Origin of the sequence: Halothiobacillus sp. DCM-1, assembly GCF_045689735.1 — a bacterium.
Classification (GTDB): Bacteria; Pseudomonadota; Gammaproteobacteria; order Halothiobacillales; family Halothiobacillaceae; genus Halothiobacillus.
Genome location: NZ_CP142685.1, coordinates 123475 through 148409 on the forward strand (window position 1 = coordinate 123475; position 24935 = coordinate 148409).

Consider the following 24935-nt stretch of genomic DNA (forward strand, 5'->3'; position numbering starts at 1 on the left):
TTCTTATGAAAACTCGTCGATTGTCCTTGGCTGCGGGGAGTGCGCTGGCCGCTTCGCTCGCCGCCGGTGCTGCCCTGGCTGCGCCGACGGCTGCCAATCCCTTTGCCAGCCAGCAGACCACGGCGACACCCACCGTCGTGGCCGATATGGCCTGCGGGGCGGGCGGCTGTGGCGGCAACATGAAGAAAAAATCGGATCAAACCGAACAGAAAGATCAATCCAAAAGCTGAGCGCCATCGGTTGTCGCGGTGCGGCGGCGCACCCGACGGCCAAATGCGGGGCTCTGTCCCAACAGGATGTTGTAAAAGGGCTTCCCTGCCCTTTTACAACTCGGCTCGTCGCGGTGGGTTTGCGCCAGCTTAACGCGGAGCTGACGAAGTCCGCGTTCATGTCTAACGCGAAGCTGACGAAGTCCGCGACGGCCTGCGAAGATCAATCACTTAGTGTGATTGATCTTCGTGTAAGCCATCCATGGCTTGCTTTAACAGGCCGTTGAAAAGAGTTTTGCAACGGCCTGCTAAACCGCCTTTGGGCGGTTTTTTTTCGGGCAGCGAAACAGGGCGAGCGGCAGCCAGCGCACGAGTTCGGTGCGGACGGGATTGAAGTCGGCGGGCGACTCGGCGGAAAAACGCAGCCGATCCAGCGCGCGCAGTGCCTCGCTGAACCAGGGGTTGGGCGCCCGGGCAATCAGTTCAGCGGTACTGTGCCCGCCGGTGGTTTGTTGCAGGATGTGCCAGAGCGCCTCGGCGTTCGGGCTTTGTGCCATGGCTTGTCGCGCCCGTCGATGGCGCTGCCGCGCCGCGTGCCGCCGCCACAGATCACGCAACCCCACGGCCAAAGCGAGCAGCAGGGCGAGGAACAGCAGCGCCCGCCACCACCAGAACTTCAGCGCCTGCTCCAGCCGGGCGGCGGGCGTGGGTGTCCAGTGGAGGGTCTGCCCCGGCAGGGTGACGAAGTGCAGTGCCGCGCCGGGCGGATTTTCTTCGCGATCCAGGTAAGGCAGGCGTAGGCTCGGCAAACGGCCCTCGGTCGCGCGCGTGCCCTGCGGATCCGGCAGGAGTGGGATCCGCACCTCAAAGGTTTGCGCCAGCGGATCGTCGGCGGGGATTGGCTCGGTCGGCGAGAGGCGAACCTCCGCCGGCCCAATGCCGAGGGCGGTATCGCCGATCAGTTGCTCGTCCAGCCAATGCCGCAGGCTGTAGGCGGTCAGCCCTTCCCCGCTGATCTTGAGTTGCCAGGCCGCGGGTTGACCGGCGGTCAGTGCGGGCAGCGGTTCGCTTGTGAGGGTGGGGGGGCGGCTCATCGGCAGCGATTCGGGCCAGTCTGCGGGGATGGCCGCCACACGCAATTCGCGGGAAACCGGCTGATATTCATAACGGGTATTGGGTTCGCCAACGGCGGTGAAAGTCATGCGGGCGAAATCGAGCGTCAATGACCCGGCGGCGAGCGGTGTGACCGCCCATTCGTAGGTATGGGCGATGACCTGCCGACCGTCGATCACCCGGATTTCCTGGCCAAGACGAATGCGCCGACTGTCGAAATGCTCGCCCGATGGCCGGTGTAACCGGAAGTGCGCGACAGTTTTCTGCCGATCCAGCCAGACCATGCGTACCAGAAACGGGGCGCGTTGTCGGATGCCTTCGGGCGGCACTTCGATGCGGGTGGTGACGCTGACGCCGCTTGGCAGGTGGCCGGCGCCCGTCTCGTTATCGCCGGTTTGAGCGGTGGCGGGCAGCGGAATCACCGGGCCGAAGGTTTTGGGCGCGCTGAAGAAATCGGTTTTGCTCTGCGGGCTGTTTTGTGGGGTCGGGATGTCGAATGCCGTGGCGGCGGGCGGCATCCCGGCAGCGATCAGCCCCAGCCAGAGGACGAGCCAGGCGCCGAGCCCCTGCCCGGATCGAAGGCCGTGCCGGTTCATGGCGCGGCTCCGCTGGGGGGTGTTGGCGTGGCGAGGGTCGGCCGATGATACGGTTGCTGGCGCAGCAGGCTATCGAGCAGCGGCACCGGATGGTTTTCGATCAGATTCAGTTTGGCGCGCGCACTGGTTTCGGTCGCGGCATTGAGCACAAACGGCGTGGAGGGCGGCGCGACGGAGGCGGCGGTCGCGTTGCTGCCGGTGACGCTGGCCTCGGTTTTCTGGATGGTTTTATCGAACTGGCTGTGCGTCGGATCCTGCGCATAGCCGTAGGTGGCGATTTGATACCCCTGGAATTTGGGGCTGTTGGCCGCGTTTTTCGCCGCCGTCGAGAGAATTTGTTCGACGATTTTGAGATTTTCGTTCGCGGCGGCGGTGAGTTTTTCGGGGACATCGCTTGCCTGCGCGACGGCGCTGAAGGCGTCGCGGGCGGCGGCATAGCGCCCGGCCAGGGTCAGGGCGAGCCCAAGGTTATAGCGCGCTTCGGTCTGCTCGAACGGGGTGTGCGCCAACAGGAGCGCCTGCTGAAGCTGGCCGATGGCATACGGATAATCGGCGCGCCGAAAGGCGGCGAGGCCGGTGCCCAGGCGGGCGGCGAAGCCCCGGGCGCGGGTGAATTCCACCTGGGCGCGGGCGTCATCGCCTTGCTGCAGTGCGGCTTGGCCAGCCTCAATCAGCGCCGTGTTTTCGCTGCGGGTCGGCCACAACGAGCCTGCTTCGGCGGGGGGCGGCGCCAAACCCGGCAGCAGTCCGACGGCGAGTAGCAGAAGACCGACCGGGGGCATGCGCTCCGGACGGGTACGCAGCACGAGGAACAAGGCGCTGGCGAGTGCGATGAGCGCCAGACTCAAAGGCAGGGCGAACAGGGGGCGGGTGTCGAGTGCGGCGGGCGCGTGGGGGGTTAAGTCAGGTAATTGCGCCACCGATTGAGTCACGAACCGCACATCGTCCGCGATCTGGCGGGTGACCTGTGCCGCGCCGCCAGTGAGCCGCGCCAGTTCCGCCACGCGATCCGGGGCGGGGACGCTGGTGATCGGGCGATCGTCCGCGTCCTTGATCGGCTGCCCGTGATCGAGCAAAACCCCACCGGAACCGGCCACGGTGAGGGCGAACAGCCGGATATTGGCCTGATGCAGGCGCTCGGCGGCGGCGAGCAATGCGGTGCCGCGCGTCCCGCTGAAATCGGTGGCATCGGCGGCGGTCAGCCAGACCACGGCGCCGCCGCGCATCATCGGCAGGTGTGCGATCCAGTCGAAGGCATCGGCCGCCTGCTGGGGCGCGAGCGGGCGGCTGAGCTGCGACCAGTCGGTCAGATAGGTTGCCAGCAGGGCGTGATCGGTCGTCGGCGGCAGGATCATCCCCGCCTGATCGCGGGCGACCATCAGCCCGAGGCGGCGATCCGGCAGTGCCTCCACCAACTGCGCCATCAGGGTTTGGGTTCGGCGCAGGCGATCGGGCGCGACATCGGCGACTTGCATTGCCGCCGTTGTATCGAGCAGGAACAGCACCGGCGGGCGCAGCGTGCTGGCGCTGGCGGCGGATTTCGGGACGCGCGGATCGGCCAATGCCAGAACCGCACACAGCCAGAACAGGCCAAACAGCAACCACAGCGCCCGCCGTGGGTAGGGGTTTTGGCGCAGCGTGATTTCTGCCCAGGGGCGCAGCGCCGCCTCCGCATACTGGGCGACTTGCCGCCGCCGCCAGGCGGCCAGCGCCCAGAGCAGGGGGAGCAGGCCGAGTGCGAGCAGCCAGAACGGTTGCATCAAGCGGGGCATGGGCAAGGGGCGCTCGGCAAGCCAGAGCGCGACATCCTGCCAACCGAGCCATGCAATCAGCATCAGACCGACCCCTCCCCGCGCAGCCACAGGAGCGCCGCGAGCAAGAACAGGCCGAGTGCGGCTGCAATCAGCGGGCGCGCGAGCGGCTGTTGCCGTCGCTCGGTCGGGCGCGCCTGAATGGGTGTGTCGCTGGCCTGCACCGCATCGGTGACTTGATTCATCGCCTGCAGATCCCCCGCGAGAATCGGTTTGCCGCCCGACAGCGCCGCGAGTTCGGCCAGACTGGGTTGACCATCATCCGGCGTGCTGCCGACCGGGGCGAGATTGACCGTGAACAGCCGGATGTGCTGGGCGCGCGCGAGCGAAAGCGCCTCGGCGGGGGTCATCAGACCGCCCGTGCTGAAGCCATCGGTCCAGATCACGAGCAGCGGGGCGGGCGCGTTGGCGTGGCTTTCTGTGCTGATTTGCCGAATCGCCAGCGCCAGACCGTCCCCCAGCGCCGTATCGGAGCCGTGGATACCGGCGCGAAGCTGCTGGATCCAGCTATCGAGTACGGCATGATCGGCGGTCATCGGCACCAGTGTGCCGGCCGAGCTGGTGACGACGATCAGGGCGAAGCGGTCTTGCGGGCGCGCCGCGACGAAGCGCAACAAGCCCTGCTTCATCGCATCGATCCGCGAGATAAATTGGCCATTTCCCACCGGAAAATCTTGTGCCTCCATCGACGGGCTGGCATCGACCAACAAAATGATCGAGCGCGCCGGGGGGGGCGGATGCAGAAATTCGCCCTGGCGTTGTGGTTGTGCGGCGGCCAGGATCAGCAGGCCGAGCGCCAGCACGATCAGGCGCGCGAGCCCGGTGAACAACCGCATCGGGGGTGGTGATGCCAGGCCGTGTTCGAGCATGGGGTGGCGCAGCAGCCGCGTCGCCGGAAGGCTGGCCAGCCGTTGGCGCAGCGGGGCGATGAGCCAGGGCAAGGGCAGCAGCAGCACGAGCCAGAGCGGGGCTTGCCAACTGATGCCGGCGATCATCGGGGCGGCTCCGTTGGTTGCGTGGGGCGGCTTAATTGGCGCAGGGCGTGCAGCAGCGCCAGCCAGTGATCCACGGGCGCTGGCGCGGCGGCGAAGCGCAGGCGGTCGAGTTCACGAATCGCCGCCTGCCAGTCCGGTCGGAGGGCGCGGCGATCCAGCCCGCCCGGATGCCGGAAATAACGCGCCAGCGCCCAACCGAGGGCGGCGCCGATGGGCTCGGGCAGCATCTGCGGACGGCGGGTGCAAAGTCTGGCGAGGCGCGTCAGTTGCCAGCGCAACAGTCGCCCGCGCCAATCGCGGTGCAGCCAGATGACGAGTCCGAGCAGCAGCGCCAGCCCGAGGAGGCTTCCCATCCACCCCAGGGCATGCTGCTGCCAACTGGCGGTGATCGCCTGTTGTGCCTGGGCGAGCGCATCCGGCAGTGGGTGGTAGAGCAGGTCGTTCAGCCCTTTGGGGGCGCCGTCCGGCAGACCGCCCGGGGGCGTGATGAGTGGCTGGTCGCTCATGCGCTGACGGCCAGTGCGTCGCTGAATGCGGTGAGCAGGCCCTCCGGGTTCAGCGTGGTGGGGATGGCCACATGATGGCCTTGGGTGCTTTGCGCCAGCGCGGTGAGCGCCTGTTGCCGTGCGTCGAACTGCGCGGTAAGGCGAGCCCGCAGCGCCGGGTCGTGGGTGTTCACCCGCTGAGGCGTCGGATGGCCGACGAAGGTGGCACGCCCCACATCGGGGAGATGGACTTCCGCCGGGTCGTAGAGGCTGACCAGAATCAGCCGGTGACGGCTGGCCAGCGGCACCCAGCCCATCAGCGCCGGATCGGTGGCGGTATCCGTCAAAAAATCCCCCAGCACGATAAGAATCTGGCCGGGCGGTACCTGCGCGTACAGCCGCCCGCGCAAGCCCGGCCAGTCGATATCGCCGCCCGATCCGGTATCGAGCGCTGAGGCGATCGCCTGCCAGCGGTGCAAAAGTTGCGCCCGCTGCGTGCTGGGATGCCGATCCGGCAGGCTCGGGATGCCGGGGGTGTGCAGGCTGACCGCCAGGTTTTGCTGCAGCGCGGCGGCGGTGAGGAGCTGGCCGACCAGCAGCGCCTGGGTGATCTTGAGCTGCTGGCGGGTGCCGAAAAGCATCGAAGCCGCGGTGTCGAGCAGGAGATGGCACTGGCGTTGTGCCGGTTCGCGGAAGATGCGCACCATCGGAACTTGGCCGCGCGCACTGATGCGCCAGTCGATCCGATTGGCGGGTTCCCCCGCCTGATAGGGGCGCAGCTGCTCGAAATCCATCCCCTGACCCAAGCGCACCGCGCGTTGATCGCCCGGCAGATGCACCGCCGCCGGTAATCGATCCGGCGCGAGCGCGGGCAAATGTCCGCCCAGTTGCCACACGGCCTGCAGGGCGGCCGACGGCGGCGCGACCGAGGGGGCGGTTTCCGGGATGCGGTGGGCGAACACAGGCCAGCGCATGATGGGGGTTACGGCAGCGCGATGGCGCGGCACAGGCGCTCGATGAGTTCATCCCGCTTGAGCCCCGCGACCAGCGCCTTGGGGCTGAGGATCAGGCGATGCCGCAGGACATCGGCGGCCAGATTGAGCAGGTCGTCGGGCACGATGAAGTCTCGCCCTTCCAGCCAGGCCAGCGCCTGGGCGGCCTGCACCCAGGCCAGCGCGCCCCGGGGGGAGGAACCCACCAGAATCATGCCGGCCAGATCGGCCAGGGCGGGGGCGGCCTGTTCGGGCGCGCGCGTCGCGGCGACGACATCCACCACCCAGCGTTGCAGCTTCTCATCGCAATGCACCGCGCGCACCGCCGCCCGGTGGCGGAGCACTTCGGCGACCGAAACTCCGGTCTCCGCCGTCTGGCCGGTGTAGCCGAGACTGCCATCGAGCGTGCGGGCGAGGATGGCGTATTCGTCGTCGCGCTCCGGGTAATCCAGCGCAACATGCAGCATGAACCGGTCGAGCTGCGCTTCAGGCAGTGGGTAGGTGCCGGATTGTTCCAGCGGGTTTTGCGTGGCCATGACCAAAAATAGCGGCGGGAGCGGGCGGCTTTCCCCCGCCACCGTGACTTGCCGTTCGGCCATGGCCTCCAGCAATGCCGACTGCACTTTGGCGGGGGCGCGGTTGATTTCATCCGCCAGAATGATTTCGTTGAACAAAGGCCCCGGTTCAAAGGAAAACTGCCGGGTTTCCGGGTGATACACCTCGTTGCCGAGCAAATCTGCGGGCAAGAGATCCGGCGTGAACTGTACCCGCTTGAAGCGGGCGTGCACCCCCTCCGCCAGCGCCTTCACCGCCGTCGTTTTCGCCAGACCCGGCAGCCCCTCGACCAGTAAATGCCCGCCGGTTAGCAGGGCGATCAGTAACCGATCGATCAGCGCCTGTTGGCCGACGATGTGATGCGCCAGGTGCGTGCGCAGGGTAGCTAGTGCGGGTGTTGTCATGAAAAAGCCTGTGCAGTCAAAAGGCGATGGATTGGAGGAGGCAAGCGCCGGTCAGTTCCTCCGCACATTGGCCGCCCGTCCGTTCGGCTGGCGATGCGCTTCCAGCGGCGAGGAATCCGCGCGCTCAGGGGATCGGGACGCCCACGCTCAGAGGTAAGCGAATCTAAATGGCGCAGAATGATGCGTCAAGCTGGTGAGCGGTTTGGGCGGGTGCCTGAGTGACCGAGGAGCGCGGTCGGGGCTGGGCGAAGGGGCTGGCGCTTGTCCTGTCTTTGAGGATGACGCAAGATAACCTAGGTGTGTTGAATATCGACCAAAGAAAGGATGCGGTGGAATGATTCGGGCGGTGGTGTGGATGGGCTTGATCGGGCTGATGTGCAGCGGGGCGGCGTTTGCCGAAACCTACCGTTGGGTCACGCCGGATGGTGCGATGCATTATGGCGATGCCATGCCCTCCGATCAGGCGGTGCGGGGCTATGAGATCATCGATCCGGCCACAGGGAGTGTGATTCAGCGGATCGAGCCGGCGAAAACGCCGCAGCAATTGCAGGCCATCGAGGCGCAGAAGGCGGCAGCAGCGCAAAAGGCCGCTGCCGAGGCGGCACAAGCCCAGCATGACCGAATGCTGCTCGAACTATATGCCAATGCTGATGATATCCGTCGGGTGCGCGATCATCGCGTGGCGGAGATCGATCAGCAAATTCGTCAAAACAAAGACTTGTTGGCGCGAAGCGAGCGGCGCGGCCAGAGTGATTCACCCGGTGCTGCGGCCGAGGCAATGCGCGAAAGCCTGCCGATCCGGCGGCATATTGCCGAGCTCGAAGATCAACGGGAACGGTTGTTGCGGCAGTTCGACGCCGATCTACGGCGTTTTCAGCAGCTCAAGCCGGAGAAAAAATGAGTGCAGATCGCCGACTGATGGCGTGGCGGGTCGGGGCTTTGGCCGTAGGTTGCCTGCTGGCGTGGGCGACGGCATCGGCCACCTCGCTCGCTGCCGGGCAGTGGGAAGTGACGGCCCGCGCCCTGACGCCGCAAGGATTCCAGACGATCCATGAAACGGTTTGCCAGCGCAGCGACCAGATCGATAGCTTGCTGATGCGCGAGCAGGGTGCGCAATGCCAGCCCTGGGTGGCGGGCGCGAAGGATGCCTCGGGATTTCAGTCGTATACCGCGCAATGCGTGCAACAGAATCCCGCCCTGCCGGGGTTGGTTTTGCCATTTTCTGTTGAGGCGAAAGCCCGGATCGCGCCGGATGGCCGCCGGGTGGAGGGCACGGTGGTCGCCCGCAGCACAGTGAGCGGCTTCGCGTTCGACAGTCCGGCCACGCCGTTTAGCGCCCGTTTTGTGCGTTCATCCTGCGGTAAGCCTTGAGCCGTCGCAGGCTCTTGGACAATGTGTCGAGGATGTCCAAGGGTGAGGTTCCGGCTTCGAGAACTATCAATGAGGTAGCAGTGAGCACTGAACAGCGCACTTCCAAACGCAGCACTGATCAGTTCACGACTAAAGCCGGAGCCAGCATATTGTTCGTTATTGCGGGCGGCTTTCTGTTCGTTGCGTTCAATGCTTTTACTACCGGCTGCACCAGCCTAACAGGCAAGAGCCAGGGTTCTGGTGTCCTGCACTGCATGCCAGATTCGTCGTATTGGACAGCGACCATTTCGTCATTGGTATTGGGTTGCGCTCTTGTTGTCGCAAGTTGGAAGCTGTTGCGGCGCGCGATGAAGGGTTCTGAGCGTGTTTCGGCCGAGCGCTAACATGGCAGTCGAGAGGGACGCTCCGCAAGCGGCATGGCCGCGCTACGCGCCTCTCACTTATACGGTAGGCACCGCGTCGCCGTGTCTCAACGGCCGAAGGCTCAGCCCCGGATCAGGGTGCCGACGCCCTTGTCGGTCAGCAGTTCCAGCAGCACGGCGTGCGGCACCCGGCCATCGATGATCTGCACGGTTTTCACCCCGCCGCGCACCGCATCCAGCGCGAAATCGATCTTCGGCAACATGCCGCCGTAGATGGTGCCGTTGTCGATCAGGCTCTGCACATCGCGCGCTGAAAGCCCGGTCAATAACTTGCCTTCTTTGTCGAGCACGCCCGGGGTATTGGTCAGCAGTAATAATTTTTCGGCGCCGAGCACCTGGGCGATTTTGCTGGCGACGACATCGGCGTTGATGTTGTACGCCTCACCATCCTCCCCCACGCCGATCGGGGCGATGACGGGAATGAAGTCTTTGCGTTCCAGCACATGCAGAATCGAGGGGTCGATGCTGGCGACTTCGCCGACATGGCCGATGTCGATGATTTCTGGCTCCTGCATCTCCGGTGTTTTATGGGTCATCTTCAGCTTGCGCGCCCGCACGAGCCCGGCGTCGCGCCCGGTGAGGCCGACGGCGCGCCCGCCGTGGCGGTTGATGAGCGCGACGATGTCTTTGTTGACGAGGCCGCCCAGTACCATTTGCACCACATCCATTGTTTCGCGGTCGGTGACGCGCATGCCTTGCACGAACTCGCCCTGCTTGCCGAGTTTTTCGAGCAACTGGTTGATTTGCGGCCCGCCGCCGTGTACCACGACCGGGTCAATGCCCACCTGCTTGAGCAGCACGATGTCGCGGGCGAAGGCATCTTGCAGGGCTTCGTCGATCATGGCGTTGCCGCCAAATTTAATCACGATGGTTTTGTCGAACAGCCGCTGGATGTACGGCAGGGCTTCCATCAAAACTTCAGCGGTAACGGCCGGGGCGTGGTGCGTCATGGGGGATTCCTTCAGGCAAAAAGGCAGTCGAATCAATGGCGGCCGGTATGGCCGAAGCCGCCGGTGCCGCGATGGCTGGGCGTGAATTCGGAGACGGTGTCGAAGGCGACCTGTACCACCGGCACCACCACGAGTTGGGCGATGCGTTCGCCGATCTCGATGGTGAAGGGTGTCTGGCTGCGGTTCCACACCGAGACGAAGAGCTGGCCTTGGTAATCTGAGTCGATCAGCCCGACGAGATTGCCCAGCACGATGCCGTGCTTATGGCCGAGCCCCGAGCGCGGCAGGATGATAGCCGCCAGCCCCGGATCAGCGAGATGCACGGCCATGCCGGTGGGGATGAGTTCGGTTTGTCCTGGAGCCAGGGTGAGCGGTTCGGTCAGGCAGGCGCGAAGATCAAGCCCGGCTGAACCTGCGGTGGTGTAATCCGGCCTTGGGATTTCCTGACCTAGGCGCGGGTCGAGCCATTTGACTTCGATACGGTGCATGGCGTGTCCTTCAATTGGTTTGGCGGCAGTGTGCGATCCGCTCGATCAGCTGCCTGGCGAGGGTGGTTTTCGGCGCAGAGGGTAACGCCTGCTGCCCGCCCGCCCAACGAACCCACAGCGCGTTGTCGTCCTGCTCGAACCCCTGTCCGTCGCCGACCCAGTTGGCGCAGATCATATCGAGATTCTTGGCCAGCCGCTTGGCTTCTGCCTGCGCGTGCAAGTCGTCGGTTTCGGCAGCAAACCCCACCACGAACGGGCGGTTGGGGCGCGTGGCGACTTCGTGAATGATGTCCGGGTTTTTCACCAGGGTGAGCGTCAGGGTATTGGTGTCGGGCGTTTTTTTGAGCTTGTGAGTGGCTGGGGTTTCGACCCGGTAATCGGCCACGGCGGCCGCACCGATGAAGAGATCCATCGAGGTTTCCGCTGCCACCGCCGCCTGCATCTGCAGGGCCGTATCGACCGGCACGCGCCGGACACCGGCGGGCGTGGGCAGGGCGTGCGCGGTGCTGATCAGCGTGACAGTCGCGCCGGTGCGGGCGGCCGCCTCGGCGAGCGCATGCCCCATTTTGCCGGAGGAACGGTTAGCGATGAACCGCACCGGGTCGATGGGCTCGCGCGTGCCGCCGGCGGTCACCACGATCTGCTGGCCGCGCCAGTCGATGGCCGAATGGGGGCGCTGCAGCAGGCGGGCTGCGAGTTCCTCGGGTTCGAGCAGACGACCAGGCCCCACCTCCCCGCAAGCTTGGCCGCCGGCCGCCGGTGCCCAGATTTCCACCCCGCGCGCGCGCAGTGTGCCGAGATTCGCTTGCACCGCTTGATGCAACCACATCTGCTGATTCATGGCCGGTGCCAGAATCACGGGCGCAGTGGTGGCCAGAATCAGGGTGCTGAGCAAATCATCGGCCATGCCTGCGGCCAGACGGGCGATCAAACCCGCCGATGCGGGCGCGACCAGTATCGTATCGGCCCAGCGCGCCAGCGCAATGTGATCCATCCCGGCTTCCGCCTCCGGGTCGAAGAGCGCGCTGCGCACCGGATGACCACTAACGGCCTGCAGGCTGAGCGGCGTGACGAAAGCCTGCGCTGATTCGGTGAGCACCACCCGCACTTCCGCCCCGGCCTCTACCAAGCGACGCACCAGAATGATGGCTTTGTAGGCTGCGATGCTGCCGCTGATACCGAGTAATACACGCATGTTTTTTGCCGTCATCACCAGGGGGATTTTCGTTACACTCGCAGTGTATCAGCCTAACCTGTTCGCCGTGATGATCGACCCTGATGACTAACACTGCGCCGCAAAATCCCCTACCCGCTGCCCGGCCGCGCCGTAAATGGTGGCGGTGGGCTCTGGAGCTTGGCATTTTTATCGGCGCACTCTGGGCCGTGCGGGCGTATATGGCGCCGGCGGTGCCGGTGGCGTTCACCGAGGCGCCAATCCCCGCGATTGCTGCGCCGCTGGTCAATCAAGCGGGCTTGATGGCGCTGGCAGACCCCAGACAACCCACCCTGCTGGTGTTCTGGGCGACCTGGTGCGGCGTGTGTCATGTGGAGTTGCCCTGGATCGCCGGACTCGCCAAAACGCATCGGGTCGTCACCATCGCGCTGGATTCCGGTGATTCGGCGGCGGTGCGGGCGTATCTTGCGCAGGCCGGCTTATCGGATTTGCCGGTCATCAACGACCCCGATGGGTCATTGGCTCGGCAGTTTGGCGTGACGGTGACCCCCACGCTGCTCTTTCTGGCCCCCGGCGGGCGGGTGGTCACCGCAGAAACTGGGCTGACCAGCTCCTGGGGCATCCGGTTGCGTTTGTGGTATGCAGGATGGCATTCATGATCAACATCGATACGGTACTCGACCGACTGATGGATGCGGTCGAGCATCAAACGGGGCTGGAGTCTCTGGTGCGGCCCTTGCTGACTCTGTTTGAAGAAATCACCGGGATGGAGTCGATCTATTTAACCCGGATCGACTGGCAATCGCGCGAACAGCAGGTCATCTTCGCACGCAACCCGCAACAGCAGTTCGCGATCCCGGAAGGCATCACGGTGCCGCTGGCCGATACACTCTGTGACCGTGCCATTCAAGAGCAGCACTTTCTGGAAACCGATGTGGCGAAGCATTGGCCGGATTCTGCCCCGGCGCAAGCGCTGGGGATTCGAACCTACTTCTCGACTCCCGTCATGAGCCCGCCCGAGCAGATTTTCGGCACCCTGTGTGCCGCGAGCCCGCGCGAGGTGCATCCCTCGCCGACCAGCCTGAAACTGCTGAAACTGGCGGGCGATCTGATCAGTGGCACGCTGGAGCGGGAGCGCCTGCTCCGCCAGCTGGCGGCGGATAGCCAAACCCTCGGCCAGTTTGCGCTGACCGATCCCTTGACTGAATTACCCAATCGGCGGGCGTTGATGCGGACGCTGTCGCGTGATCTCGCCAAGGCGCGGCGGCTGGGACTGGTCTGTCTGGTATTGTTCGTCGATCTGGATGGCTTCAAGCAGATCAACGATATCTACGGCCATGTGGCCGGTGACCGGTTCTTACAATTATTTGCGCACCGCCTGATGCAGGGCCTTCGGGCGGGTGATTTCGTTGGCCGGTTTGGCGGCGATGAGTTTGTCATCAGCACACTGCTGGATGCGGAGACGCCAGATGCTGCGCAGGCCGAAGCCGTGGGATTGGTGGCGCGTCTCAGTCAGATGACTCGGGGCGCGTTTGATCTGGATTCGGTCGTCATCGACTATCCGGGGGCGAGTATTGGTCAGGCACTGGTTTGGCCAGATGCGGCTGAAGAGTCGGCGGAGCAAGTGATCAGCCGGGCAGATGAAGCCATGTATGCGGTGAAAAAGCAGCGCCGGAGTGGGCGCTGAACAACAGGAGCGGGGTGGGCAGGTGACGCCTACCCCATCGCATGGCATTCGGGTTGCCCCGAAATGCCGCCATCCGTGGCGCGATTCGATGGTCAGCGGCCGGGAAGCCGCCGAGCGAACGCGGGTTAACAGGCCGTTGGAAAACTCTTTCCAACGGCCTGTTAGAACTGCGCCGTGACTTGGACGGCCAATAATCCCTTCACCTCCTTGAGCTGATTGTTATTGGCCACGGATAGGGCGCTGAAATCCCGGTTGGCGTAGTTGACGGTGACCCGGGTTTGTGGGGTGAAGTGATACTGCACTCCCGCAGTCCAGGTGTTGAATGTGCTTTGGGTGGGTTGATTCAGATTACGGGTATAGGTGTCATACCGTAAATCTAGCTCCCAGCGGGAATTGGGGATAAACCACCCCCCTTCGACATAGCCCCCATGTGCCTTGAAATTGTTAAAGAGATTCTGTGGATTTTGTGCGCCCTGGTAAATCAGTCCGTTGCCCCACATGTACTCCGTGGTCAGGCGGAAGGGGCGTTTCAGATAGGTGATGCCCGCACCGTAACGAATACGATCCTGTGATTGTGTTGCGTTGTAGGCATCGTGACGCTGACCGCCTTGGTACCAGGCAAAGCCTTTCAGGCTCGGGCTCATCGGGCCCTTGTTCTTTTGATCGAATAAGTAGGCACTCGACCAGTACAGATAGACATCGGGGCGCCCGTTGCTCTCGCCAAGCTGTACCCCGCGACCGCTGCCGAGCATCACGGCATAGGTGTGCTCAAAGGCACCGACATCGAACGCATCAAATACTTGTACCCCCGTGTCCCGAAAGCCATTTGCTGGTTGAGAAAAACCATTCATATCCGCATTTGGCGTGGTTTGCGGGGGGATGTTGCGGTCGGTTGCGCTGGGGTAACGCTCCAGCAACAGTTGATTGGTGACGGTGGTGTAGTTGATGTAATTCAGGGTTTTGATTCCCTGCAAGCCTTCTTCGGCGCCTGGGTATTTGAACAAACCTAAGCGTAGTCGAGCGCCCGGAATGTAACTGAGGGTGACGCTGGCGTCGCTCAGGCGGGGGCGGTATTCCCCATAACGGCCTCCATTGGTAATGGAGTTGTTACCAAAATCGGCCATCAAAAAATAATTCACCCGGTTATCGAACGGGAATGGGGCACCGCGAACGCCCACGCGGGCGCGTAGGATGTTGAAGCTGGACTGTCCATCTAAATTTGGGCCAATCAGCTTGGGAGGCACATATTTCCCCGCGAAAGGTTCGCTGAAATCTTTTTGATAAGTGGGCTGAATAAAGCCGAAAAACTGAGCTTTGGGGGCAATGCCGGGCTGCTCGGTGCCTTGCAGCATGATCCAGTTGGCGGCCTGAACCGGGAGACAAGCGCTGCACAAAATGCCGACAATACCGAGGCTGAGCCAGCGGCGTTGACCGCTGGTCTGGGATAGGTTTTTCATGATAAATCTCCGCGAAGGGGTTATTCCATTGGGTGAAGGTCAGGGTCGATCAATGAAATAGCCGGCTTTTGAAAGCTCGTACAGTCGAACGATTCCGGCGGGGGTCGTGCGGGCGACCGCAATGAGCTCAAGCGGATGGCCGAGGGTTTTTTCCATGGCCTGCATCGAGTTTTGGCAGGCAGAAAAGCGCACGCCATCGCTGGCGAGTGCGTCAATCTGCGGGGCGAGTGCGTTGTCTTTCAGCAGCAACCGCAGCCCGGGGCCCAAGGCAACCACCTCCAAATCAACATTGTCGGCGCCGTAGTATTTGATGAGATTACGGGCGACATTGAGCAGAAGCTGTTGCTTGCCGGCATCCGCGTCGGTGATCTGCAAGGCAATATGCTGTTTGGCAAACGGCTTTTCCTGCATCACCTGTGCGATGGGTTGGGCTGGCGGATTGGACGGAGTCGCGTCTGTGGCGAATACCGCATGGCTTGCAAGCAATAACCCGACGAGTACCGATGAGCGTAACGAGTGGTTGGTTTTCATTTTATTTTCCTTTGGTGATCTGGGTGTCGCTGGGAGCCCCACAGCGATACCGCAATGACGGGCGGAGCCGCCGGCCTTAATCCATCGCATTTTTTGATGGGGATAACGAAGAATTTGTCTCATCCAATGGGAATAAACGCTGCGCATGGCTCGTCTTGAGTCATAGGGTGTGAAACGGGGTCGGCTGCGGTGGACAGGCGGCTAGATTACCCACCGGATCAGGAGAGGGCGTTTGAGTATTACCGAACTGTTTTTTGGCCGGCTCGCATTCAACCGGCAATTGCAGAATCTGCGACCCCGGTTGTATCGCTTGGCCTGTGCCTGGTGTAAGGATCCGTATCTGGCCGATGACCTGGTGCAGGAGGCGATGATTCTGGCGACTCGTCGCCAAGGGCAGCTGCGTGCGCCGGAACTGCTCGATCGCTGGGTGATCCGGATTCTGGCGAATCGCTGGTTCGACCATTTACGGCAGTTGCATCCCACGGAAAATCTGGATGAGGTCATGGACTGGATGCCGATGGATGAACGCGACGAGCCCGATCAGGCGCATCGGCGCTCGGAAACCATCGAGCGGGTGCGTGCGGCGGTCGCGCGGTTGCCGCCCCTGCAGAGGGTGGTGGTCACCCTGGTGGATCTCGAAGAGCTATCGTACAAAGAGGTGGCGGAAGTGTTGGACTTGCCGATGGGCACGGTCATGAGCCGGCTGGCGCGCGGGCGGGAAAAACTCAAGCAATGGTTGATTGATGAGGCTGATGAGGGGCGACGCGCATCGTCCTGTCGGCTGCGGAGGGTGCAATGATGATTCAGCGGCCATCGGAACACGCGTCGTCGCTTTCGGCAGAGGAACTCAATGCGTTCGTCGATGATGAGCTCTGCGCGGCGGATCGCCAGCGGGTGCGAGCCCAGATCAAGGGCGATGCCGCGTTGACCCAGCAGGTGTGCAACCTCGATCAGTTACAGGACTGGGTGCGGGAAGCGTATGCCACGCCGCCGTTGCCGCCGCGTCGCCGTGTGCGTCATCGTTTGGTGGGCGCGGTCGCTTGGTTGCCGCTGGCGGCCGCCGCGCTGCTGTTGCTTGGACTGGGCGGGGTATTCGGCTGGTTGGTTGCCAAAGAAACGCTGCCGATGACCCCGGTCGATGCGCCGGTGACTGCGCAGGCTGCGCCCGCGAGTACCACCGAGGCGAGGCATATTCTGGTGCGTTGGGGTTCGGATGCGCCGCAAAAGGCGCAGGAATCCTTGGCGATGGTCAAGGCCTTGCTGGCGCAGTCAGCGCATGAGCCTGGCTTTCGTTTGGAAGTGTTGGCCAATGCCGAAGGCGTCAAACTCTTGAGTACGGCAGATTCGCCTTATGCGGCCGAAATCGCCGATCTCGTCCGACGCTACCCGAATGTGCGTTTTTTGGCCTGCGGTAACAGTTTGCAAAATCTGGAAAAATCCGGCCAGCGGCTGCAATTGCTGCCCCATGTCGAGATCACGCCCTCTGCGGTGGAACAGGTGGCCAGCCGGTTGCGCGAAGGCTGGTCTTACTTGTCGATTTGAGGGGCGGACAGCGACCGGGTTGCCTGTCGCACCGTACGCTCGCTACGGCTTAAGGGGATCAATCGCTTAGCGTAATTGATCTTCGTGCAAGCCATCCATGGCTTGCCTTAACAGGCCGTTGAAAAAGAGTTCTTCAACGGCCTGTTAGCTCGCGGCAATGGCGGCCAGCAGTTCTTCAAAAGCCTGCTCAAACAGCACCAGCCCCTCGTCCAGCAGTTGCGCCCCGATGGCGCCATCCATGTCGATTCCGAGTTCGGCCAGCGCCGCCCACACGGCCTGGTCTTCGGCCAGCCGAGGCTTGAGCAGGGAGGCGCTGCGGCCATGGTCGGCAAATGCCTTGAGGGTGGCTTCGGGGACGGTGTTGATGGTGTTTGGGGCGATCAGGTTTTCGACATACAACACATCGGAATACGCCGGATTCTTCGTGCCGGTGCTCGCCCAGAGCAGGTATTGACTGCGGGCGCCCAAGGCGCGCAGTTCCGCGAATCCCTCACCTTCAAATAATTCGCGGTAGTGCTGGTAGGCCATGCCGGCCAGGGCGAGTGCGGCCTTGCCTTTGAGCGCCTGAGCCGCCGGGCTGCCGATGGCATCGAGTTTTTGATCGACCAGGGTATCGACCCGGCTCATGAACAGGCTGGCGACCGCGCGCACTTGGCCAACGGTGCCACCGCGGGCGTGATAGGCGCTGAGCCCGCGTTGATAGGCGGCAAAGATGGCCTTGACCTGTGCCAGCGAGAAAATCAGGGTGACATTGACACTGATGCCATGCGCGATCATCTGCTCGAATGCCGCGATCCCTTCTGGCGTGGCGGGCACTTTGATCAGCAGGTTGGGGCGGTCGGTCAGATCGACCAGACGACTGGCTGCCGCAAACGAGGCGGCGGCGTTGTGAGCAATGCGCGGCGATTCTTCCCAGCTGACCCAGCCATCTTCCCCGGCGCTTTCATCCCACAGCGGGCGCAGCAAATCGCAGGCCTGGCGGATGTCGTGAACCACGAGATGTTCGTAAATGGCTTCGATGTCGTCGAACTTGGCTTTGCAGGTCGCGATGTCGGCCTGGTATTGCGGGCTGCCGACGATCGCCTTTTTGAAGATGGATGGGTTGGAGGTGACGCCCCGAATGCCGTAATCACGGATCCATTCGGCCAACTGGCCGCTTTCGATCAATTCGCGGGAGAGGTTGTCCAGCCACAGGCTTTGGCCTTGGCTGGCATAGAGTTGGGTCAGATCAGCTTTGGACATGGCAGGTTCTCCTCCTGAAAAAAGCCAAGTGCGATAGGCGGCTTATCGTACCGAAAGCCGATGGCGGCGCGGATGAAATTTGTTGTGTATCGGGGGGCGCATTTTCTATGCGCGCCGGAAGAACAGCAGGGCGAGGGCGATCCCAAGGCCGGTGATGGCGCCATACAGATGGGCATCGACGATCACGGGGACGCCGAGCAGTCGGGCACTGCCCCAATCGCCATAATGTTGTTCCCAGAGGATTTTGAAGATCAGCGCCGCGCCAAGTGCTAGGCCGCCGAGCCATTCTTTGCGGGATAGCAGGGTGATGGCGCTGGCGGCGAACAGGCCATGCAGCACGCCGGATAAGCCGACATACCAGCCCAGACGCGGATCGAGGAAAAACAGCCCGAGGCCGACCCCGAGGCTGGTGCCGAACAGCATGATCAGGTAACGGCGCGGAGTTTCCAGATAACCGGCAAGGGCGGTCCAGAGGATGAGGCCGGCGAGGTCGGCCGCGAGATGGCGCGCATTGGCGTGCGCAAAATTTCCGCTGATCAGCCGCCAGACCTGACCGTGCAGAATGTCGCTGCGGTCGTAGCCCATCCACCCATTGCCGTGCAGAAAATAAATCCCGATGGCGAGCAGCGCTACGGCGAGGGTGATGAGCCATCGTTGGGTCGTGTCGTTCATGCGGTTCGGGCTTCGGGGGGTTAATCGGCCAGCGCCCGCAGAATGCCGGGGCTTAAAAACCAGACGAGTTGCCCTTGCCCAGCGGCGATGCCGTCGGAAAAGCGCAACAGGGCGGCACCGCCTTTTTTGAATGGCGTGTTGCCGAGGCTGCGGTCGTGCAGCAGGATTTCGAATAACTCACCGAGGTTCGGTTCATGCCCGACCAGTGCCATCCCCTCGACCCGAGGCTGTTTGCGCAGCCAGTCGATAACGGCCACCGGCGGGTTTTCCGGGCTGAGCACGGGCTCAAGATCGATATTGCGGATCTCCAGCGCCGGGGCGAGCAGTTCGGCGGTTTGCCGGGCGCGCGTCAATGGGCTGCTGATGAGCCGCTCGATCGGCAGGGCGAGCGTCATCAGACCGCGCGCGGCATGCTGCATCCGTTCGATGCCACGGGCGGTCAATGGCCGCAGCGCATCCGGTGCGCCGGTCAGGGCGAACGCATCCCGGTCTTCCGCCGGGGCGTGGCGAATCAGCAAAATATCCATAATCGAGCCCATCGTGATCGGTGCCGTGATGCTAGCACCGATGACAGACAATTGCGTGACAGGCCGTGCCGATGAATCAGGCCAATTCGTCCACGCGAGCCGTGTAGCCCTCATCGGCCAGCGCGGCGATGAGCGCTTCGACCGGCGCGGTGCCGCTGACGATGGCCTGGGCGGGTTCGAGCGTGACTTGCACGCCGCTCACGCCGGGTACCGCGCTCAGGGCGCTGCGGGCGGCCTGGACACAGTGGTTGCAGCGCATGCCCTCGATGTTCAGCGTGATCGGGGTCATGGGCTTGCCTCAACCCAGCGCCGCCGCGACCCGTTGCAGGCGTTCGCGCACGGCATTGCCGAGGGTGACGACATCCGGGTGATCTACCAGGCAGAGCACGGCGGTGGGATCCATGAAGGAGACAATCGACCGCCCCTCGCCGTCGGCGCGCACCACCACATTGCAGGGCAGCAGGACACCGATTTCCGGCTCTTGCTGAATGGCTTGATGGGCAAATTGTGGGTTGCAGGCACCCAGAATCACATAGGGCGGCTGCTCGATCCCGAGTTTGGCCTTGAGGGTGGCGGCGACATCGATGGTCGTCAACACGCCAAACCCTTCGGTTTTGAGCGCGGCGGTGACTTGTTCGATCGCCTCGGGCACAGGCAGGTTGACGGTGGTGAAAAAGCTGATTGCGGACATGATTACTCCGAAGCAGTGGGGTGGATGGCCGCCGAGGGCGCTTGCCAGGGCGGGATGCGTTTGAGCCGTAGGCTATTAATGAGGACGAAGACAGAGGATAACCCCATTGCGATGCCCGCGACCATGGGATTGAGTTCCAGCCCCCAGGGTCGCCCCAGCCCGGCCGCGAGGGGAATCAGCAGGCTGTTGTAGAAAAACGCCCAGAACAGGTTGGAACGGATCACGCGCAGGGTATGCCGCGCGCTGTCGATGGCGGTGATCAGGCGGGAGAGCCCGCCGGTGAGGCTGACGGCGGCGGTATCGCGGGCGATTTCGCTGCCGCAGGTCAAGGCAAGCCCGACCTCGGCCTGCGCCAGCGCGGGGGCATCGTTGATGCCATCGCCGATGAAGCCGACCCGATGACCGGCGAGCTGTTCGGCCTGCACGCAACGGGCTTTGTCGGCGGGGCGGGTGTCGGCGATGAGTTCGTCCATGCCGAGCTGTTTGGCGGTGTGTTCTGCACTGATTCGCGCGTCGCCGGTGACCATGATGGGGCGGATGCCGCGGGCGCGCAGGGCGGCGATGACGGCGGCGGCCTCGGGGCGCGCTGGGTCGGCGAGCGCGATGAAGCCCTCGACCCGGCCATCGATGGCGACCCAGACCAAGCTGTGGCCGGTGTGCGCCTCGGCCGCGCGGCGCAATGCTTCCGGCAGCGCCGCCTGCTGCGCAATCCATGAGGCCGAGCCAACCTGGACGACGGCGCCATCGGCCGCCCGCAGCCCACGGATGCCTTCGCCGGGATGGGCAGTGAATTGCGTCATCACCGGCAAGGGATCAGACATTTGCTTCGCCACCTCACGGAAAGCCAGCGCGAGGGGGTGTTCTGACTGTTGTTCCAGGGCGATGGCCGCAGCCAGCCAGTCACCGGCTGCGCTGGTGGCGACGATGCGGGGCTGTCCTTCAGTGAGCGTGCCGGTTTTGTCGAGCATCAGGGTGTCGATGCCGGCCAGCGCTTCGAGCGCGGCGCCTTCGCGGAACAGCACCCCGAGTTCCGCCGCCCGCCCGGTGCCGACCAGGATGGCGGCTGGCGTGGCCAGCCCCATGGCGCAGGGGCAGGCGACGACCAGCACCGTGACGGCGGAGGCCAGCGCCACGGCCAATCCGCCGCCCTGCGCTTCGCCCAGATCCCACCATAACCCAAAGCTCGCCAGCGCGATGAGCAGCACCAGCGGGGTGAACCAGCGCACCACGCGGTCGGCCAGCCGCTGGATCGGCAGCTTGCTGCCTTGCGCGTGTTCGACCAGCGCGACGATCTGCGCCAGCACGGTCGCCTCGCCGATGGCGGTGACTTGCAGGGTCAGTTGACCGTCCAGACAGCGGGTGCCGCCAACGACCGGGTCGCCCGCCTGACGGGCGACCGGCAACGGCTCGCCGGTGAGCAGGGATTCATCCACCGCAGCGCGCCCGTCCAGAATCCGGGCATCAGCCGGGATGCGCTCGCCGGGGCGCACGATCAGATGATCGCCGAGCCGCAGGTGTTCTGCGGGGATGTCTTCGATACGGCCATCCGGGGTCATGCGGCGCGCGGGTTGACGGGTGAGGGCGGCGAGTCGATGCAGCGCGGCGCCCGCCCGCTGTCTGGCACGGTCTTCCAGTGCTTTTCCCGCGAGTACGGCGGCAATGACCACGGCGACCGTGTCGAAATACAGGCCGTGGGCGCTGGTTGGTAGGGCGGATGGCAGGAACAGAACCAGACTACTGTACAGCCAGGCGGCGCCGGTGCCGGTAGCGACCAAGGTGTTCATGTCGGGTTCGAGGGATTTTGCCGCCCGCCCGCCGTCGCGGAAAAACCGGCGCCCAGGCCCCAGCAACAGGGCAGTGGCCAGCAGCCATTGCAGCCAATCAAAGCCCCGTGGCCAGGGCTCATGACGAGCGAGCCAGTCACCGGCGGCGGGCCAAAGCATCGGCAGCATGGCCAGGAGCACGACCGGCAGCCCGAGCGCGACCGCCCACCCCAGTCTGCGCGTGGATGCGGGCGATGCTTCCTGCGGGGTGGAGGTCACGGGTTGCGCGCGGTAACCGGCTGCCGTGATGAGGGCGCACAGCGCCGCGGGATCGAGGGTCGTCTCATCGTAGCGAATGTCGGCCTTGCCGGTGGCGAGATTGACTACGGCCTGTTCGATGCCGGGGGTTTTCGCCAATCGGCGCTCGATCCGGCTCACGCAGGCCGCGCAGGTCATCCCTTCGATCGTGAGTTGGGTGGTGGTTTGGCTCATGCCGTTGCCTCCGCATCCAACGCCGCGAGGATCGGACAGTGCCGGATGTCGCCCTGCCCCGGACAGCGCTGGGTGAGTTCGATCAGCCCGGCACGCATGCGGGCAAGATCGGTCATTTTTTGCTCGATCTCGGCAAGACGGGCTTCGGCGATGGTTTTGACTGCGGCACTGTCGGCATCCGGTCGGGTATGGAGACTGAGCAGTTCGGCGATTTCTTGCAGATGGAAACCCAAGGTTTGCGCCCGGCGGATAAAGCGCAGGCGCGCTAGCAACTCGGGGCGGTAGAGTCGATAATTGGCCGGACTGCGTTGATCGGCGGTGATCAGCCCGATGCGTTCGTAATAACGCAGAGTGGCCGTGGGCAGCCCCGCAGCACGGGCGAGGCGACCGATCGACAGGGTGTCGGGCGCGGTTCTGGGCATGGTCTCGACCTCCGGTTCATCGCATGAACTGGAGTGTAAACCTTGCAGTGGGGTGTCAGGTCAAGGGGGGAACAGGATGTTGAAAAAGGGCTTTCCTACCCTTTTTCAACTCGGCTGTTCCCTCCTCTTCGGCCTCTCCGACATCCCTGTCGGAGACCCTGCGGGTTCGGCCTTCGAGAGCGTCGCGGCGGATGTCCGCGACGGCCTCCGAAGATCAATCAGTTAGTGTGATTGATCTTCGTGCAAGCCATCCATGGCTTGCCTTAACAGGCCGTTGAAAAGCGTTTTTCAACGGCCTGTTAATGATTCAACTCCAGCCATTCCAGCTCCAGTGCCTCATGCTCCGTCTGGAGTTGTTGACGCTGGCGGCTGAGTTGATCGAGCTGTGGATTGGGGCTGGTTTGATACAGCGCGGGGTCGGCCAGAGCCTGATCCAGCGCGGCCAATTCTGTCACGATTTCGGCCAGCCGGTGCTCGATCTTACTGATGCGCTGGGCGGTCTTTTTATCCTGCATGACGGGGCGAGGTGGATGCGCCGGTTTTGCTGCGGGCGGGGTGGCTGGTTTCGCGGCCGGCTGGGTGCCGGTCTTCGCTTGTGCCACCGCCGCGCGGCGTTCTTCGTCGAGCGTGCGTCGATAGTCGTCCAGATCGCCATCGAACACCCGCACGCGGCCTTGATGCACCCGCCAGAAGGTGTCGCAGACCATTTCCAGCAGGCTGCGGTCATGCGAGACGACCAGCAGCGCGCCCTCGAAAGTTTGCAAGGCCGTGGCGAGTGCCTCGCGCACCTCCAGATCAAGGTGGTTGGTCGGTTCGTCGAGCAGCAGCAGATTGGGTTGCTGCCACACCAGCAAGGCCAGTGCCAGCCGCGCTTTTTCCCCGCCCGAGAAGGGTTCGATGACCTCGAAGGCTCGGTCGCCGATAAAGCCGAAACTGCCGAGAAAATTGCGTAGCTCTTGTGTGCTGCCGCGCAGGCCGGTTTGTTTCGCCACGCGTTCCAGGGCGCCTAAGGGCGTGTCGCGCGGATCGAGTTGTTCGAGCTGGTGTTGTGCGTAATAGCCCACGCGAACCCCGGCCGCGATGTGCAGGTTGCCGCTTTGCGGTTCGGCGGCCTTGCCGAGCACGCGCATCAGCGTGGTTTTGCCCGCGCCATTGGCACCGAGCAACCCGATGCGGTCTCCGGCGCGGATGCTGGCGGTGATTTCGGTCAACAGTGGGGCTTCGCCGTAGCCGATGGCGAGTTTTTCCAGGGTAATCAAGGGGTCGGGGGCATTCGGTGCCGGGCGGAAGCTGAAGCTGAACACGCTGTCGGCGTGGGTGGCGGCCAGCACGGGGAGGCGTGCCAAGGCTTTGATGCGGCTTTGCGCCTGCCGGGCTTTGGTCGCCTGGGCGCGGAAGCGGTCGATAAAGGCGGTCAGATGTGCCCGTTCCCGTTCGATCTTGGCTGCCAGCGCGGCATCCTGGAGTTGCCGTTCGGCGCGCATCCGTTCAAACGCGCTGTAATTGCCGGTATAAACGGTGAGGGTTTGTTGCGCCAGATGGGCAATGTGGGTGCAGACGGCGTCGAGAAAGTCTCGGTCATGGGAGACCACCACCAGCATGCCGGGGTAACTCGTCAGCCATTGTTCCAGCCAGAACACCGCGTCGAGATCGAGATGGTTGGTCGGTTCGTCGAGCAGCAAAATATCGCTGGGGGCGAGCAGCGCCCGCGCGAGGTTGATGCGCATCCGCCAGCCGCCGGAAAACGAGCGGACGGGGCGGTCGATGGCCGAGGGGGCGAAGCCCAGACCGTCGAGTAATTTGGCGGCGCGGGCGCGGGCGGTAAAGCCGTCGATGGCGTCGAATTCCGGGTACAGCTCGGCAAGAGCCATACCATCTTCGGCCAGTTCGGCGGCGGCGATGGCGGCGCTCAGGCGCTGATAGTCCGCATCGCCAGCCAGCACACTTTCCACCGCGCTGACATCGAGCGCGTCGATTTCCTGCGCGACGGTCGATAACCGTTGTCCCCCTGCGCGTTCGACCTCGCCAGCATCGGGCGCGAGGCGACCTTCCAGCAAGGCCAACAGGCTGGATTTGCCGGTGCCATTGCGACCTACGAGCCCCAGACGGTAGCCGGGTTGCAGAGTCAGGTTGGCCTGGTCGAGCAATAACTGCGTGCCTCGGCGCAGGGAAACGGCTTTAAGTTGAATCATGGCGGCTGCATTAAACGAACAAGGTGCGCAGGATAGCCGGTTTGGCGGCGGCGTGGGGGAGACGAAAAAAAGCGCGAACGAGTCGCGCCAATGGCTTCCTTGCTGATGCCTGTTGTGATGATGCGGTACGCAGCCGGGTGCAGGCCGACTGC

General features: G+C 63.7%; 27 protein-coding genes. 8 read left to right on the forward strand and 19 right to left on the reverse strand.

What is annotated here, in order from left to right; all coding sequences use genetic code 11:
* Nucleotides 1-5: 5 nt before the first annotated feature.
* Complete coding sequence (locus VOI35_RS00605; RefSeq protein ID WP_407275973.1) at nucleotides 6-230, forward strand: hypothetical protein; 225 nt, start codon at nucleotides 6-8, stop codon at nucleotides 228-230.
* 287 nt (nucleotides 231-517) lie between these two features.
* On the opposite strand, the gene VOI35_RS00610 is transcribed toward VOI35_RS00605, so the two are convergent.
* From VOI35_RS00610 to VOI35_RS00635, 6 genes are read right to left on the reverse strand one after another with little or no spacing between them, the layout of a single operon-like run.
* Nucleotides 518-1918: a hypothetical protein gene (locus tag VOI35_RS00610; protein ID WP_407275974.1), complete on the reverse strand. Its 1401-nt coding sequence runs from the start codon at nucleotides 1916-1918 to the stop codon at nucleotides 518-520.
* Entirely contained in the window at nucleotides 1915-3753 is a 1839-nt protein-coding gene (locus tag VOI35_RS00615) for a VWA domain-containing protein (RefSeq protein ID WP_407275975.1), read from the reverse strand. The genes VOI35_RS00610 and VOI35_RS00615 overlap by 4 nt, the downstream gene beginning before the upstream one ends.
* A complete protein-coding gene (locus VOI35_RS00620) occupies nucleotides 3753-4724 on the reverse strand; it encodes a VWA domain-containing protein (protein ID WP_407275976.1) in 972 nt (323 codons plus the stop codon). The genes VOI35_RS00615 and VOI35_RS00620 overlap by 1 nt, the downstream gene beginning before the upstream one ends.
* Complete coding sequence (locus tag VOI35_RS00625) at nucleotides 4721-5230, reverse strand: hypothetical protein (protein ID WP_407275977.1); 510 nt, start codon at nucleotides 5228-5230, stop codon at nucleotides 4721-4723. The genes VOI35_RS00620 and VOI35_RS00625 overlap by 4 nt, the downstream gene beginning before the upstream one ends.
* Nucleotides 5227-6183 carry a DUF58 domain-containing protein gene (locus VOI35_RS00630; RefSeq protein WP_407275978.1) on the reverse strand — a complete coding sequence of 319 codons (957 nt, stop codon included), beginning with the start codon at nucleotides 6181-6183 and terminating at the stop codon, nucleotides 5227-5229. The genes VOI35_RS00625 and VOI35_RS00630 overlap by 4 nt, the downstream gene beginning before the upstream one ends.
* A gap of 8 nt (nucleotides 6184-6191) precedes the next feature.
* Nucleotides 6192-7160: an AAA family ATPase gene (locus VOI35_RS00635; RefSeq protein ID WP_407275979.1), complete on the reverse strand. Its 969-nt coding sequence runs from the start codon at nucleotides 7158-7160 to the stop codon at nucleotides 6192-6194.
* Nucleotides 7161-7494: 334 nt separating this feature from the next.
* Here VOI35_RS00635 and VOI35_RS00640 point away from each other — a divergent pair, with 334 nt between their 5' ends.
* The 3 genes from VOI35_RS00640 (at nucleotide 7495) to VOI35_RS00650 (ending at nucleotide 8914) form a co-directional block, all read left to right on the forward strand.
* On the forward strand, nucleotides 7495-8061 hold the full coding sequence (locus VOI35_RS00640; RefSeq protein ID WP_407275980.1) for a DUF4124 domain-containing protein: 567 nt from the start codon (nucleotides 7495-7497) through the stop codon (nucleotides 8059-8061).
* Nucleotides 8058-8531 (forward strand): hypothetical protein, encoded by a 474-nt coding sequence (locus tag VOI35_RS00645; protein ID WP_407275981.1) that lies wholly within the window; start codon nucleotides 8058-8060, stop codon nucleotides 8529-8531. Before VOI35_RS00640 ends, VOI35_RS00645 begins: the two co-directional genes overlap by 4 nt.
* 80 nt (nucleotides 8532-8611) lie before the next feature.
* Nucleotides 8612-8914: a hypothetical protein gene (locus VOI35_RS00650; RefSeq protein ID WP_407275982.1), complete on the forward strand. Its 303-nt coding sequence runs from the start codon at nucleotides 8612-8614 to the stop codon at nucleotides 8912-8914.
* A gap of 101 nt (nucleotides 8915-9015) precedes the next feature.
* Here the strand turns inward: VOI35_RS00650 and argB are convergent, their stop codons facing one another.
* The 3 genes from argB to coaBC are packed head-to-tail and all read right to left on the reverse strand — an operon-like array spanning nucleotide 9016 to nucleotide 11586.
* Nucleotides 9016-9903 carry an acetylglutamate kinase gene (gene argB, locus VOI35_RS00655; RefSeq protein WP_407275983.1) on the reverse strand — a complete coding sequence of 296 codons (888 nt, stop codon included), beginning with the start codon at nucleotides 9901-9903 and terminating at the stop codon, nucleotides 9016-9018.
* A gap of 32 nt (nucleotides 9904-9935) precedes the next feature.
* The gene (gene dut, locus VOI35_RS00660; RefSeq protein ID WP_407275984.1) at nucleotides 9936-10391 is read right to left on the reverse strand and encodes a dUTP diphosphatase; all 456 of its coding nucleotides are present in this window, start codon (nucleotides 10389-10391) and stop codon (nucleotides 9936-9938) included.
* Between the two features lie 10 nt (nucleotides 10392-10401).
* The gene (coaBC, locus tag VOI35_RS00665; RefSeq protein WP_407275985.1) at nucleotides 10402-11586 is read right to left on the reverse strand and encodes a bifunctional phosphopantothenoylcysteine decarboxylase/phosphopantothenate--cysteine ligase CoaBC; all 1185 of its coding nucleotides are present in this window, start codon (nucleotides 11584-11586) and stop codon (nucleotides 10402-10404) included.
* A gap of 83 nt (nucleotides 11587-11669) precedes the next feature.
* On the opposite strand from coaBC, the gene VOI35_RS00670 reads away from it, so the two are divergent.
* Nucleotides 11670-12224, forward strand: coding sequence for a redoxin domain-containing protein (locus tag VOI35_RS00670; protein ID WP_407275986.1), 555 nt, complete (start codon nucleotides 11670-11672; stop codon nucleotides 12222-12224).
* Nucleotides 12221-13252 (forward strand): GGDEF domain-containing protein, encoded by a 1032-nt coding sequence (locus VOI35_RS00675; protein ID WP_407275987.1) that lies wholly within the window; start codon nucleotides 12221-12223, stop codon nucleotides 13250-13252. Before VOI35_RS00670 ends, VOI35_RS00675 begins: the two co-directional genes overlap by 4 nt.
* A gap of 161 nt (nucleotides 13253-13413) precedes the next feature.
* On the opposite strand, the gene VOI35_RS00680 is transcribed toward VOI35_RS00675, so the two are convergent.
* Together VOI35_RS00680 and VOI35_RS00685 are read right to left on the reverse strand one after the other, a co-directional pair.
* On the reverse strand, nucleotides 13414-14709 hold the full coding sequence (locus VOI35_RS00680; protein WP_407275988.1) for a porin: 1296 nt from the start codon (nucleotides 14707-14709) through the stop codon (nucleotides 13414-13416).
* Nucleotides 14710-14748: 39 nt separating this feature from the next.
* Nucleotides 14749-15240: a DsrE family protein gene (locus VOI35_RS00685; RefSeq protein ID WP_407275989.1), complete on the reverse strand. Its 492-nt coding sequence runs from the start codon at nucleotides 15238-15240 to the stop codon at nucleotides 14749-14751.
* Nucleotides 15241-15472: 232 nt separating this feature from the next.
* On the opposite strand from VOI35_RS00685, the gene VOI35_RS00690 reads away from it, so the two are divergent.
* Entirely contained in the window at nucleotides 15473-16039 is a 567-nt protein-coding gene (locus VOI35_RS00690) for an RNA polymerase sigma factor (RefSeq protein WP_407275990.1), read from the forward strand.
* Nucleotides 16036-16782, forward strand: coding sequence for a DsrE family protein (locus VOI35_RS00695; protein WP_407275991.1), 747 nt, complete (start codon nucleotides 16036-16038; stop codon nucleotides 16780-16782). The genes VOI35_RS00690 and VOI35_RS00695 overlap by 4 nt, the downstream gene beginning before the upstream one ends.
* Nucleotides 16783-16926: 144 nt before the next feature.
* Here VOI35_RS00695 and tal read toward each other — a convergent pair whose 3' ends face one another.
* The 8 genes from tal to VOI35_RS00735 all read right to left on the reverse strand — a co-directional run bounded on the left by tal (nucleotide 16927) and on the right by VOI35_RS00735 (nucleotide 24783).
* A complete protein-coding gene (gene tal, locus VOI35_RS00700; RefSeq protein WP_407275992.1) occupies nucleotides 16927-18024 on the reverse strand; it encodes a transaldolase in 1098 nt (365 codons plus the stop codon).
* A gap of 105 nt (nucleotides 18025-18129) precedes the next feature.
* On the reverse strand, nucleotides 18130-18696 hold the full coding sequence (gene rrtA / locus VOI35_RS00705) for a rhombosortase (protein ID WP_407275993.1): 567 nt from the start codon (nucleotides 18694-18696) through the stop codon (nucleotides 18130-18132).
* 20 nt (nucleotides 18697-18716) lie between these two features.
* Nucleotides 18717-19235 (reverse strand): SixA phosphatase family protein, encoded by a 519-nt coding sequence (locus VOI35_RS00710; RefSeq protein WP_407275994.1) that lies wholly within the window; start codon nucleotides 19233-19235, stop codon nucleotides 18717-18719.
* 64 nt (nucleotides 19236-19299) lie between these two features.
* Nucleotides 19300-19512 (reverse strand): heavy-metal-associated domain-containing protein, encoded by a 213-nt coding sequence (locus VOI35_RS00715; RefSeq protein ID WP_407275995.1) that lies wholly within the window; start codon nucleotides 19510-19512, stop codon nucleotides 19300-19302.
* 9 nt (nucleotides 19513-19521) lie between these two features.
* Complete coding sequence (locus tag VOI35_RS00720; protein ID WP_407275996.1) at nucleotides 19522-19914, reverse strand: DUF302 domain-containing protein; 393 nt, start codon at nucleotides 19912-19914, stop codon at nucleotides 19522-19524.
* Nucleotides 19915-19916: 2 nt separating this feature from the next.
* Nucleotides 19917-22169, reverse strand: a complete 2253-nt coding sequence (locus VOI35_RS00725; protein WP_407275997.1) for a heavy metal translocating P-type ATPase — start codon at nucleotides 22167-22169, stop codon at nucleotides 19917-19919.
* Nucleotides 22166-22591, reverse strand: coding sequence for a heavy metal-responsive transcriptional regulator (locus VOI35_RS00730; protein ID WP_407275998.1), 426 nt, complete (start codon nucleotides 22589-22591; stop codon nucleotides 22166-22168). The genes VOI35_RS00725 and VOI35_RS00730 overlap by 4 nt, the downstream gene beginning before the upstream one ends.
* A 299-nt stretch (nucleotides 22592-22890) precedes the next feature.
* Nucleotides 22891-24783 (reverse strand): ABC-F family ATP-binding cassette domain-containing protein, encoded by a 1893-nt coding sequence (locus VOI35_RS00735; protein WP_407275999.1) that lies wholly within the window; start codon nucleotides 24781-24783, stop codon nucleotides 22891-22893.
* Nucleotides 24784-24935 lie beyond the last annotated feature (152 nt).